At 64.7% G+C, this 12020-nt stretch carries 11 protein-coding genes; 7 read left to right on the top strand and 4 right to left on the bottom strand.

Annotation, left to right across the window (positions count from 1 at the left end; all coding sequences use genetic code 11):
- Positions 1-43: 43 nt before the first annotated feature.
- Complete coding sequence (locus C8C98_RS16920; protein ID WP_099655149.1) at positions 44-709, bottom strand: haloacid dehalogenase type II; 666 nt, start codon at positions 707-709, stop codon at positions 44-46.
- A gap of 210 nt (positions 710-919) precedes the next feature.
- Complete coding sequence (locus C8C98_RS16915; RefSeq protein WP_121455236.1) at positions 920-2401, bottom strand: aldehyde dehydrogenase; 1482 nt, start codon at positions 2399-2401, stop codon at positions 920-922.
- A 300-nt stretch (positions 2402-2701) separates the two neighbouring features.
- Here C8C98_RS16915 and C8C98_RS16910 point away from each other — a divergent pair, with 300 nt between their 5' ends.
- The 7 genes from C8C98_RS16910 to C8C98_RS16880 all read left to right on the top strand — a co-directional run bounded on the left by C8C98_RS16910 (position 2702) and on the right by C8C98_RS16880 (position 9854).
- Entirely contained in the window at positions 2702-3598 is an 897-nt protein-coding gene (locus C8C98_RS16910; RefSeq protein ID WP_121455235.1) for a GNAT family N-acetyltransferase, read from the top strand.
- Positions 3599-3651: 53 nt separating this feature from the next.
- Positions 3652-4584, top strand: coding sequence for a glyoxylate/hydroxypyruvate reductase A (locus tag C8C98_RS16905; RefSeq protein WP_121456336.1), 933 nt, complete (start codon positions 3652-3654; stop codon positions 4582-4584).
- A gap of 278 nt (positions 4585-4862) precedes the next feature.
- Entirely contained in the window at positions 4863-6266 is a 1404-nt protein-coding gene (locus C8C98_RS16900; RefSeq protein ID WP_121455234.1) for an aspartate aminotransferase family protein, read from the top strand.
- A gap of 104 nt (positions 6267-6370) precedes the next feature.
- Entirely contained in the window at positions 6371-6865 is a 495-nt protein-coding gene (locus tag C8C98_RS16895; protein WP_099658574.1) for an Lrp/AsnC family transcriptional regulator, read from the top strand.
- Positions 6866-6883: 18 nt separating this feature from the next.
- Entirely contained in the window at positions 6884-7288 is a 405-nt protein-coding gene (locus C8C98_RS16890; RefSeq protein ID WP_121455233.1) for a (2Fe-2S)-binding protein, read from the top strand.
- Positions 7285-8673 (top strand): NAD(P)/FAD-dependent oxidoreductase, encoded by a 1389-nt coding sequence (locus tag C8C98_RS16885; protein WP_121455232.1) that lies wholly within the window; start codon positions 7285-7287, stop codon positions 8671-8673. Before C8C98_RS16890 ends, C8C98_RS16885 begins: the two co-directional genes overlap by 4 nt.
- A complete protein-coding gene (locus C8C98_RS16880) occupies positions 8670-9854 on the top strand; it encodes an FAD-binding oxidoreductase (protein WP_121455231.1) in 1185 nt (394 codons plus the stop codon). The genes C8C98_RS16885 and C8C98_RS16880 overlap by 4 nt, the downstream gene beginning before the upstream one ends.
- 144 nt (positions 9855-9998) lie before the next feature.
- On the opposite strand, the gene C8C98_RS16875 is transcribed toward C8C98_RS16880, so the two are convergent.
- Positions 9999-10850: a hypothetical protein gene (locus C8C98_RS16875; protein WP_147436386.1), complete on the bottom strand. Its 852-nt coding sequence runs from the start codon at positions 10848-10850 to the stop codon at positions 9999-10001.
- Between the two features lie 258 nt (positions 10851-11108).
- Positions 11109-12008 (bottom strand): LysR family transcriptional regulator, encoded by a 900-nt coding sequence (locus C8C98_RS16870; protein ID WP_121455229.1) that lies wholly within the window; start codon positions 12006-12008, stop codon positions 11109-11111.
- Between the last annotated feature and the right edge of the window lie 12 nt (positions 12009-12020).

The following is a 12020-nucleotide window of genomic DNA, read 5'->3' as shown; positions in this document are numbered from 1 at the left end:
ACAGGTCAGCAATAGAAAAAAGGGGGCTGGGCCATCGTGGGCGTCAGAGGCCCACCACACCGGGCAGGCCGCCAATGTCCTGGATCTCGGTGTAGCCATACGCAGGGTTCCCAGGGCCGTGGCCCCGGTTCACAAACACCTTGTTCTTGATGCCGATGTCGTCGGCAGACATGAGGTCGTAGCGCAGGCTGGAAGACACGTGCAGAACGTCTTCGGGGTTGCAACCCAGCGAGTCGAGCATGTACTCAAAGGCCTTGAGGCGCGGCTTGTAGGCCTGGGCCTGCTGCGCGGTGTACACCCGGTGGAATGGGGCACCCAGCATGGCCACGTTCTTCTGGATCTGGTCGTCTGCGGCGTTGGACAAGATCACCAGCGGGATCTCCTTGGCCACCTTGGCCAGGCCTGCGGGTACATCGGCATGCGGGTCCCAGGTGGGCACGGCGTCGTAGTACTTTTGGCCATCCGCGTCGAAGTACTGGATCTTCCACTTCTTGCACAGACGGCGCACGGCGTTCTTGAGCACCACCTCGTAGGGCTGCCAGTCGCCCAGCACTTCATCGAAGCGATAGGCCGTGAAGTCGGCAATGAATTGCTCCATGTGCTGGGCAGGAATCCGGTCAGCAAACAGCTCACGCGTCATCTCACCCATGCGAAAGCGGGTGAGTGTTCCGTAGCAGTCAAAGGTCACGTACTTGGGGCGAAAAGTCATGGTCTCGATTCCAGTTTGAACGGTCACCGACCGCAGCGGGTCGCATCACTAAATTACTGTTTGCGACAGAGTTATTACAAATTCATTGGAGCATGCAACTGCGCAGAACATGTTGGGAAATGGGCCCTGTCCACGCCAGAAAGTTGCGCTTTGAGTGGGGGGCTGCGGCATGCCGTGCGGTGTGCACTGCATGCGTGCAGACCCGCACCATTAGTGCGCTGCAGCGAAGTCGATGAGCACGCTTTTGAAGCGCAAATTGGCCTCGACCGCCTGGCGCCCCAGGTCCTTGCCAATGCCCGACTGGTGGTAGCCGCCGGTCGGGATGACGAAGTCGGCGCTGCGCCCATAACGGTTGATCCACACCGTGCCCGCAGAGATACCCCGCATGGCCCGCAGGGCCCGGCCGATGTCAGCGGTGTGCACCCCGGCGGCCAGGCCATAGTGCTCGTGCGCGGCCAGAGCCAAGCCTTCTTCCTCCGTGTCAAAAGTCTGCACCGTGAGCACCGGGCCAAAGATTTCCTCTTGCACCGCTGGGTTGGAGGCCGTCACGCCCTCCATCAATGTGGGCTGGAAGTACGCACCGCCCGGCCCACCATCAAACAGGCCACCACCGCAGCGCACTTGCGCGCCTGCATCGCGTGCGCGCTCCACAATGTCCAGGATGCGCGCCGCTTGGGGCGCAGAGATGATGGGGGGCAGCGTGGCATCGGCATCCCAGGTGGCGCCGGGGCGCAAGACCGCAAACCTGGCCGTAATGCGATCCACCAAGGGCACCGCAATGCCGCGCTGCACGATGAGGCGCGAGCCCGCCACGCACACCTGCCCGGCATTGCCAGTGATGGCCCCGGCAATGATCCCCGCCAGGCGGTCCAGGTCCGGAGCATCGTCAAACACCAGTTGCGGGCTCTTGCCACCCAGCTCCAGCGTCACAGGCTTGGGGCCTTGCAGCGCGCAGCTGGCCATGATGGCCGCGCCCGTGCGCGTGGAGCCAGTGAACGTCATCTTGGCAATGAGAGGGTGGCGGGTGAGCGCATCGCCCGTGATGCGACCATCGCCCTGCACCACGTTGAACAAGCCTGCAGGCACACCGGCCTGCACAGCCAACTCTGCCAGACGCACAGCAGAAAATGGTGTCATCTCTGAGGGCTTGAGCACCACCGCGTTGCCCGCAGCCAGCGCAGCGCCCACCTTCCAGGACATCATCACCAGCGGGAAATTCCAAGGCGTGATGGCACCCACCACACCATAGGGTTCGGCCACCACCAGCCCCAGGTGGTCGTGCCGCGTGGCAGCCACATCGCCGCCCAGCTTGTCGGCGTACTCGGCAAAAAAGCGCAGCCCCTCCGCCGTAAAAGGCACATCCCAAGCCGTGGCGTCACGCACCGGGCGGGTAGAGCACACGGCCTCCAACGGTGCCAAAAGGGCCACATCGGCGTCGATCAGATCAGCCCAGCGGCGCAACACGCGGGCACGGTCACGCGGCGCGCGGCGAGCCCAGTCGCTGCTGCGCCAGGCCTGCCAGGCGTTTTGCACCGCCGCATCCACAGTACTGGCATCAGCCAGTGGCAACTCGGCATGCATTTGCCCGTCAGAGGGGCGCAGCACACCAAGGCGTGGGGTGTCTTGCACCAGGCGGCCACCAATGAAGTGGCCGCTACTGACAGCGATGGAGCGGGGATCAAATAACGACATACGGGCACCCAAAATGAGAAGGCAAAGAAAGCGAAATGGCAAGGAAGGCAACCACTGGCCCAGGAGCAACACGAGCCGCAGCAACGCACCCCCAAGCCCTGGCCGAATCCGCCATTGATGCTAGGCAGGAAGCCCCAGCATTTGTCGCCGTAAGCGCCCCTGCTGCCGCAGCGAATTGCAAAAGCCACAGGCCGTACAGATGAAGCTTGCAAGTTGCTGGCAAACCCTGATTCACGCTGGTGCGCAGGCGCTTTGTCGGCCAAGATAGGCAGCCATTTCACTGACAAGAGGTTGCCGCACATGCACTTGAAGTCCCCTTTTCCAGCATTGGAAAACGCCGCCCCTGCAGACGATGGCGTGCTGCTGCGCCCCATGACGCAAGCCGATCTGCCCAGCGCCCACGCCCTGTCGGCCGAGCTGCGCTGGCCCCACCGCCTCACCGACTGGGAGCAGGTGTTTGCCCACGCGGAGGGATTGGTCGCCGAGCGCGATGGCCAGATCCTGGCCACCGCACAGCGCTGGCGCTGGGGCCCTGCGCACGCCACTATTGGTTTGGTGATCGTCACGCCCGCCTGCCAGGGCCGCCGCATTGGCCACCGCCTGATGACGGCGCTGCTGGATGGCATGGACGACTGCACGGTGCTGCTGCATGCCACCGCCGAAGGCCGAGGCCTGTACGAACGGCTGGGCTTTGTGCGCACCGGTGAAGTGCGCCAGCACCAGGGCGTGGCGCAGCCCACCCCGCTGATTGCCCTGCCCACCGGCTGGCGCCTGCGCCCTGCAGGCCAAAACGAAGCTGTCGCCTTGCAGCAACTGGACACGGATGCGCGTGGCATGCCCCGGCATGCCTTGATAGAAGACCTGCTGGCCCAGGCCGATGCCTGCGTGGTGCTGGACCATGACGGCACCCAGCAAGGCTTTGCCATACTGCGCCGCTTTGGACGCGGACACATCATTGGCCCTGTGGTGGCCCCCGATGCCGAGAGCGCCAAAGCCCTCATTGCCCACCTCGCGGGCATGAATGCGGGCCACTTCACCCGCATTGATATTGACTTTGACTCCGGCTTGGCCGAATGGCTGGAAAGCATTGGCTTGCTGCGGGTAGACGCCCCCACCACCATGGTGCGTGGCACGCCTTTGCAGCACCCGGCAGACGCACCCAAGCTGTTCGCCATCGTCACCCAGGCCGTGGGCTGACTTCGCCCTTTTTCCTTGCTACTCCACACCACCGCATGAGCCTCCAAGCCCCCCTGCCCGCCACCTTTGTCTACAAATCTGACCCGGTGCGAGGCCGGCAGTGGGCCGAGGTCTTCCGCGCCCAGGCGCCCGAGATCGACTTTCGCATCTGGCCCGACATGGGCGATCCGGCAAAGGTGCGCTTTCTGGCCGCGTGGGAGCCGCCAGAGAACATTTCGGAGTGCTTTCCCAACCTCCAGGTGTTGTTCTCTTCGGGTGCGGGCGTCGATCAGTTCAACTTTGCCGCCCTGCCACCCGCACTGCCCGTGGTGCGCATGGTGGAGCCCGGCATCGTGCAAGGCATGGTCGAGTACGTGACCCGCGCCGTGCTGGACCTGCACCGCGACATGCCCCAGTACCGCCGTCAGCAACAGCGCGGTGAATGGAAGGCCCTGCCCGTGCGCCCTGCCAGCCAGCGCCGCGTGGGCGTGCTGGGCCTGGGCTCGCTAGGGCAAGCCGTGCTGCAGGCACTGCAAGGCTTGGGCTTTGCCTGCGCGGGCTGGAGCCGGTCACAACACCAGATGGATGGTATTTGCTGCTACGCCGGCAGCGACGAATTGCCTGCGTTTCTCGAAAAACTCGACGTACTGGTGTGCCTGCTGCCGCTGACCGATGCCACGCGCGGCTTTCTGAACGCAGACCTGTTCAGCCGTTTGCCAGCGGGCACTGCACTGGTGCATGTGGGGCGAGGACCGCAGCTGGTCACCGCCGACCTGCTGGCCGCCCTGGCCACGGGGCAGCTCAGCGAAGCCGTGCTGGACGTGACTGACCCAGAACCCCTGCCCACCGCGCACCCGCTGTGGCGCCACTCCCAGGTGCAAATCACCCCCCACATTGCGAGCATGACCCAGCCTCTGAGCGCAGCCGCAGTGGTCATCGACAACCTGCGCCGCTTTCACGCAGGCGAGCCCATGACAGGGCTTGTGGACCGCGCACGCGGCTACTGAAGGCGGCCACAGCATGCAGCCATCGGCGTTCAACCTTGTGCACTGCTGCTGCATTTCGGGGCGGGGTAGCGCGCCCGTGCACCACACCTGGGCACACCAAACGATCTGCTGTAGAGCCCCCAACAACCGCAGGCTGCTTTGCCAAAGCCCCCCATTGCAGCACCAAGTTGAGGGGCAATCGGCCTAACCTTTGTCTTCATGAAACTGCGTTGGCAACGCCCCCGGCGCCCCTTGATTTCAGACCCTCGTAAGCCTCTTGCCCACCACCGACGAATGCCATGACCCACTCTGAAGCCCTGCCCCAACTCGCTGCGCTGGACGCGCTGGACCGCGCCCACCTGATCCACCCCGTGGCGCCCTGGCGCACGCACGAAGAACGCGGCCCCAACATCCTCACCGCTGCACAAGGCATTTGGCTGACCGATGGCAAAGGCCAGCAATTGCTGGACGCGTTCGCCGGACTGTGGTGCGTGAACGTGGGCTATGGGCAAGAGAGCGTGGTGCAGGCCGCAGCAGACCAGATGCGCAAGCTGCCCTATGCCACCGGGTACTTCCACTTCAGCAGCGAACCCGCCATTCGCCTGGCCGACAAGCTGGTGCAGATATCTCCCGCATCGCTGCAGCACGTGTACCTCACGCTGGGCGGCTCTGAATCGGTGGATGCTGCGGTGCGCTTCATCGTGCAGTACTACAACGCCTTGGGCAAACCGGGCAAGAAGCATTTCATCGCGCTAGAGCGTGGCTACCACGGATCGTCATCCACTGGCGCGGGTCTCACGGCGCTGCCGGTGTTCCACCGTGGGTTTGATCTGCCCCTGCCCACGCAGCACTACATCCCCTCGCCCAACCCTTACCGCGCAGCCAATCCAGCTGACGGGCAAGCCATCATCGATGCGTCCGTCGCAGCCCTCAAGGCCAAGGTGGCCGAGCTGGGTGCCGAGAATGTGGCCGCGTTCTTTTGCGAGCCCATCCAGGGCTCGGGCGGCGTCATCGTGCCGCCCAAGGGTTGGCTCAAGGCTATGCGCGAGGCCGCACGGGCGCTCGACATCTTGTTTGTGGTGGATGAAGTCATCACCGGCTTTGGCCGCACCGGGCCCATGTTTGCCTGCGACGCCGAAGGCGTGGAGCCTGATCTGATGACGGTAGCCAAGGGCCTGACCTCTGGCTACGTGCCCATGGGTGCCACACTCATGAGCGACAAGGTGTACGCAGCCATTGCCGATGGCGCCCCCAAGGGTGCGCCCATTGGCCATGGCGCCACCTACTCCGCCCACCCGGTGAGCGCCGCCGTGGCACTGGAGGTACTGCGCTTGTACGAGGAAGGCGGCGTTCTGGCCAACGGTCAGCGCGTGGCCAGCACGTTTGGCCAGGGGCTGGACGACTTGCTGGCCCACCCGCTGGTGGGCGATTCGCGCCACCGTGGCCTGCTGGGCGCGCTGGAGCTGGTGAGTAGCAAGACCACCAAGGCAGGCTTTGATGCCGCGCTGGACCTGCCTACCCGCATGGCCGCCACGGCTTACCGCAATGGCATCGTGTTCCGCGCGTTTGGCGACAACATCCTCGGCTTTGCGCCCGCCCTCACCTTCACAGAGTCGGACTTCGGCCTGATGTTTGAGCGCCTGAAGAAGACCCTGGACGATGTGCTGGCTGCACCCGACGTGCGGGCCGCCTTGAAAGACTGAGGCGTGCGAGAAGAACACGTGTAAACCACATCGCTACAGCCCCCAGAGCACCAGAGCAGCCGCAAAATGGATGCACTCTTTTCTTCAAGCCCCTGCACACCATGATGAACGAAGCCTTCAAGATCGACCGCCTGGACCTGCGCATTCTGGGCCAGTTGCAAAAGAACGGCCGGATGACCAATGTGGATTTGGCCGACGCGGTGGGCCTGTCGCCAAGCCCCTGCCTCATCCGCGTCAAGCGGCTGGAGCAGGCGGGCTACATCGCAGGCTACGGTGCCCACCTGCGCCTCGAAAAGCTGGGCGACACGCTCACGGTGTTCACCGAAGTCACCTTGTCGGACCACCGCCGCGAAGACTTTGCCCGCTTTGAAGCTGCGCTGCGCGAGGTGGATGAGGTGCTGGAGTGCCACCTGGTGAGCGGCGGGTATGACTACCTGCTGCGCTTTCTGACCCGTGGCGTCAACCACTACCAGGAAGTGATCGAAGACCTGCTGGAGCGCAACCTGGGCATCGCCAAGTACTTCAGCTACATCGTCATCAAGTCGCCCTTCATCAAGACGCACTGCCCCATCGAACGCCTGTTTCCGCACCAGCGCTGACCTGTGATCCAACACCCCATGCCTGCACCCGCCTACACCCCACCGCCGCGCTTTGTGCGGCTGGCCGAGGCCGACCGGCCCGCTGCTCCCCTCACCATCGATGGCAAGCCCTGCACTGCACTGGAGGGCGACACCTTGCTGGTGGCCCTGATGTGCAATGGCCGCCGCGCCCGCGACAGCGAATTTGGCGATGGCCCGCGCGCAGGCTTTTGCCTGATGGGTGCCTGCCAGGACTGCTGGGTGTGGACGCCCCAGGGCGAACGCCTGCGTGCATGCTCCACCCCCGTGATGGCAGGCATGGCTGTGCTGACGCGGCCGCCTGCACTGCACTGGCCGGTGACCCAAGACCTGGCCGAATCGCTGCAACGCCATGGGCAACCCCTGCCCGTGCGAGCAACACCGGCCAGCGAGGGCAACGCATGACAGCCCCCCGCATCGTCATCGTCGGCACCGGCCCAGCGGGTGTGCGAGCCGCCCAGGCCGTGGTCGAAGCAGGACTGCGCCCCACCGTGGTGGACGAGAGCCGCCGCGATGGCGGCCAGATTTACCGCCGCCAGCCTGAAGGGTTCAAGCGCCCCTACATCAAGCTCTACGGCACCGAAGCCGACAAGGCCCAGGCTCTGCACAGCAGCTTTGACACGCTGCGCCCCCACATCGACTACCGGCCTGACACCCTGGCCTGGAACCACACGGCAGGCGCGCTGCATGTAGTGAGCCAGGGTGAGCCCGCCACGCTGGCGTATGACGCGCTCATCCTGTGCGCTGGCGCCACCGACCGGCTCATGCCCGTGCCCGGCTGGCACCGCGCAGGCTGCTACAGCCTCGGTGCCTCGCAAATCGCCCTCAAGGCCCAGGCCTGCGCCATTGGCTCGCAGGTCGTTTTCATGGGCAGCGGGCCGCTGCTGTACCTGGTGGCCTCGCAGTACGTTCAGTCAGGGGCCAAGGTGGTGGCCGTGCTCGACACCGCACCGTTCTTCAAATCCGCCAAAGCCTTGATGGGTCTGCTCGCCCGCCCCACATTGGCACTGCGCGGGCTGGGGCTGATCCGTGGGCTGCGCGCTGCGGGTGTACCCGTTCTGCAGGGGGTCACACCCCTTCAGATTGATGGTGATGACACCCTGGGCGTGCAAGCCGTGACGGTGCGCACCACTCAGGGCGCCACCCAGCGCTTTGAATGCGACGCGGTGGGCCTGGGATGGCACCTGCGGTCCGAGACCCAACTGGCCGACCTGGCCCGGTGCGAATTTGCGTTCGAGCCCCAGAGCCGCCAATGGCTGCCACGCATTGACGAGGACGGACGCAGCTCCACCCAAGGGGTTTATTTGGCAGGCGATGGCACACGCATTCTGGGCGCTGATGGTGCCGAGGCTGCTGGTCGCCTCGCTGCGCTGGCAGCCCTGCATGACGCAGCGCACACCGCAGGCCAAGCCACCTACCGTGAGCAAGCCCCAGGCTTGCGCCGCACGCTGACCACCATGGACCGGTTCCGCCAGGGGCTGATCCACGCTTTTCCGTGGCCGCACCAGCAAGCAGCAGCATTGCCCGACGAGGCCATCGTCTGCCGCTGCGAGGCCGTCACGGCGGGCGAGCTGCGCCGCTGCGTCACCGAGCTGGACAGCCAGGAAGTCAACCGCGCCAAGGCCTTTAGCCGCGTGGGCATGGGCCGCTGCCAGGGGCGCTTTTGCGGCCATGCAGCTGCAGAAGTCATCGCGCACACCTGCAGCATCCCCATTGAACAGGTGGGCCGCCTGCGCTCGCAGGCGCCCGTCAAACCGTTGATGATGAACACCCGCGAGGTGCAGCCATGAGCAGCGCACACCCTCATACGAACCCATCCACCACGCAGGAGAGCGATGTGCTGGTGCTCGGCGGTGGCCTGATGGGCACCACCACCGCCTTCTTCCTGCGCCAGCACGGCAAGTCCGTCACGCTGCTGGAGCGCGAACTGGTAGGCCGCCAGGCCAGCGGAACCAACTTTGGCAACGTGCGCCGCCAGGGCCGCGAGCTGCACCAGCTCCCTCTGGCCAACCGCGCCCGCGCTGTATGGGGCCGCATCAAAGACCTGCTGGGCGAAGACGCCGAGTTTGTGCCCTACGGCCACCTGCGCGTGTGCTACACCGAAAAGCAGGCAGCCATCATTGAAAAACACACGCACGATGTGAAGCCCTATGGGCTGCGGCTGGAAATGCATACGGCCGAGCAACTGCGCAAGCGCTGGGGCATTTTTGCGCCGGGGGTTGTGGCAGGCTCGTACTCGCCCGAAGATGGACACGCCAACCCTCGCCTGGCAGGCCCAGCGTTTGCCCGCGCAGCGCGCCGTGCCGGAGCGAACATCGTGGAACACGCCGAAGTGCTGAAGGTGGAGCACGACGGCCACGGCTTTACCGCCCATACGGCCGACGGCCGCCGCTACCGTGCGCCGCAGATGCTGGTAGCTTGTGGTGCCTGGTCCAACCGCATGGCAGAGCAGTTTGGCGAAGGCGTGTACCTGGACCCGCGCGGCCCCCAGATGGGTGTGACCGAGCCCTTGCCCTACGCCATTGGCCCGTCAATCGGGCTGTCGTCGCCCATCGAGCACGAAGGGCTGTACTTCCGCCAGATCTCGCGCGGCAACATCGTCTTTGGCGGTGGCCTCAAAGGCCCGGCCTATGCCGACCATGTGCGCGCCTACGTCAAGCCCGACAACATCCTGCGCCAGTTGCGCGAACTGCGCCGCTTTGTCCCCGCTTTCGAGCATGTACAGCTGGTTCGCGTATGGAGCGGCATTGAGGGCTACACCCCCGACTGGCAGCCCATCATGGGCCCCAGCGCCAAGGTGCCTGGGTTGCACTATGCGTTCGGCTTCAACGGCGAAGGCTTTGCCATCAGCCCCGGTGTAGGCGAGACCATGGCGGAGCTGATGGCGACGGGACGCACCGACATTCCGCTGGAGCCCTATTTCATTGGCCGACCTGGGGCGCAAAAGGCAGAGGCCGCCAAAGCCGCCTGAGTACGGCCGGGTGTGACAGATCAGAGCCCCCATAGAAAACGCCCCGCATGCCTGTGCATGCGGGGCGTTTTGCTTTGGATTGCGGGCACAGCAGCCCCCACAAGGCGCCAGCGCAAGCCCGGTCAATGCCGGGGACTGATTGGCTTACTGGCCGTTCACCAGCAGGCGTGTGGCTTCCGAGGTCTTCACGCCGTTGGCATTGGCCGAGCGCAAGAAGAGGCCCTTGTATCGGCCTGAGGCCACCAGCCACGCATAGCTGACGTTGCCAACGGTCGCACCGCCAGTGACTTCGACCTTGATCTTGCACGCAGGGAAAGTACCAGCCAACACCGTCACCGACTCTACCGAGTAGGTGGTGGTGCTGGTCTGTGCCAGCGCAGGCTGTGTGGTGCCACCGGCTTCTGTGGTGGTGGAGAAGCTGGCCACGTAAGGCGTATTCAGGGCCGGGCTCACCGGCCCCCCGGTGTACGCATACGGCGTGAAATAGCTGCTGGCCGTGGTAGTGGAGCCCTGGAACAGATTCGATACGGTCAATCCGTAGGTCTGCCGCACATCGCCAACGACGCTCGAATAATTGTTCTCGGTCGTCGTCATGACGGCGCCGCCAAACGATCCATTGATGGCCACATTGCTGTAGGTGGTGGTATTGACCTGGTTCACCAGGAAGAGGCCCGTCCTGCCGCGAAAGCTCGCGCCAGTGGACGTTGCGAGCTTTCGCTGCTGGGTGGCAATGACCGTAGCGCCGTCCGTGTGGTACACGTTGGCGTCGATCTGGGCGGTGTTGCCAGCCACCGTCATCACATTGCCGTCTTCGCTACAGCCGGCATCCGCCCCTGGGGTCGGGGTCACGGGGGTGGTATCCCCTGGGGTGACTGGGTTGCCAGGCGTGACCGGTGTGGTCGGGCTGGTATCGCCGCCCCCGCCTCCACCACCGCATGCCGACAGCACGCACAGTGCTGCAGCGCAGAGCGCTGCAGTGGTGGTTTTGGAGAACATGAAGAGGCCAGAGATGTTGGATGGATTTTTTGTTTCTGGAAAACTCACGGAAAGCCCTCTGTTTGTAAAGAGGGCCGTAGCCTATGCGAGGCGCAGTCGAATCCTGAAGCAATTGCACTCCGTTACACCGTCGTATCGCTATAGCTACCAAAACGCATGTCCGATGGAAATTCGCTGGCTATTTTGTAAAGAATGCGTTAGCGCTGGCAAAGAGAAACGGCCTCAGCGCCCCTGGCTGTGGCGCCCATAGCCAATGCCTCAATCCACCGCACGCAATTGAAGCAGCCGCTGCCGCAGCGCCTCAGCCGCCGGGGCCAACACACGGTCGCGCCGCTGCAGCAGCCCCAAGGTGCGCCACAGGTCTGGAGCCGTCATGGGCACGCCGCAGACCTGTGACGAATCGGACGACAACGCCAGCTGCGGCAGCACGGCCAGACCCAAACCCGCCTCCACCAACGCCAGGGCGCCGGCGACATGGTTGCACTCGTACCAGGCCACCGGTTGCTCGGGCAAGTCGGCCGTAGCCTGGTCCAGCAGCAGCCGGTTGGCACTGTCACGCGATACCGACACCAGGCGCTGCCCGGCCAGCTCAGACCAGGCCACCTCATCGCGGCCGGCCCAGCGGTGGTTGCGCGGCATGGCAAGCATGTAGCGTTCGCGGGTCAGCGCTTCAAAGCGCAGCGCCGACTCCTGGCTGCCGGTAAAGCTCAGACCAAAGTCCGCCTCCCCCCGCAACACCGCGTCCAGCACCTGGCTGGCGCTTTCGTCGATGACATGCACCTGCACTTCGGGCTGGGCTACCGCAAAGGCGCGCAGCACGCGGGGCAATACATGGGTGGCCACCGAGGGGATGCAAGCCACCGCCACGCGCCCCCGGCGCAGTTGCACTTGGTCGCTCACGCGCTGCACCGCTTCGTCCAGCCCCACCAGGGCCGCACGCGCTTCCAACAAAAACTCTTGCCCCACGGCCGTCAGCGCCACGCTGCGGGTGGTGCGCTCCAGCAAACGCACCCCCAGGGCCAGCTCCAGCCGCTCCACACGCCGGCTCAGGGCCGGAGCAGACAGGCACAAGGCCTCGGCGGCCAGGCGAAAGCTCTCTTTTTCTGCCGTAACCACAAAGGCCTGCAGTTCTCCCAGATCGAATTTAATGCGCTGCATGCAATAGTTGTT

The sequence above is a fragment of the Acidovorax sp. 106 genome, from assembly GCF_003663825.1.
Lineage (GTDB): Bacteria > Pseudomonadota > Gammaproteobacteria > Burkholderiales > Burkholderiaceae_C > Acidovorax.
Note: the sequence above shows the minus strand (reverse complement) of the source record. Positions and strands in the feature narration are given on the sequence as shown.

Coding starts and splice junctions, on each gene's coding strand:
- C8C98_RS16920 (WP_099655149.1), bottom strand. CDS start 709: ATGACTTTTCGCCCCAAGTACGTGACCTTTGACTGCTACGGAACACTC.
- C8C98_RS16915 (WP_121455236.1), bottom strand. CDS start 2,401: ATGTCGTTATTTGATCCCCGCTCCATCGCTGTCAGTAGCGGCCACTTC.
- C8C98_RS16910 (WP_121455235.1), top strand. CDS start 2,702: ATGCACTTGAAGTCCCCTTTTCCAGCATTGGAAAACGCCGCCCCTGCA.
- C8C98_RS16900 (WP_121455234.1), top strand. CDS start 4,863: ATGACCCACTCTGAAGCCCTGCCCCAACTCGCTGCGCTGGACGCGCTG.
- C8C98_RS16895 (WP_099658574.1), top strand. CDS start 6,371: ATGAACGAAGCCTTCAAGATCGACCGCCTGGACCTGCGCATTCTGGGC.
- C8C98_RS16890 (WP_121455233.1), top strand. CDS start 6,884: ATGCCTGCACCCGCCTACACCCCACCGCCGCGCTTTGTGCGGCTGGCC.
- C8C98_RS16885 (WP_121455232.1), top strand. CDS start 7,285: ATGACAGCCCCCCGCATCGTCATCGTCGGCACCGGCCCAGCGGGTGTG.
- C8C98_RS16880 (WP_121455231.1), top strand. CDS start 8,670: ATGAGCAGCGCACACCCTCATACGAACCCATCCACCACGCAGGAGAGC.
- C8C98_RS16875 (WP_147436386.1), bottom strand. CDS start 10,850: ATGTTCTCCAAAACCACCACTGCAGCGCTCTGCGCTGCAGCACTGTGC.
- C8C98_RS16870 (WP_121455229.1), bottom strand. CDS start 12,008: ATGCAGCGCATTAAATTCGATCTGGGAGAACTGCAGGCCTTTGTGGTT.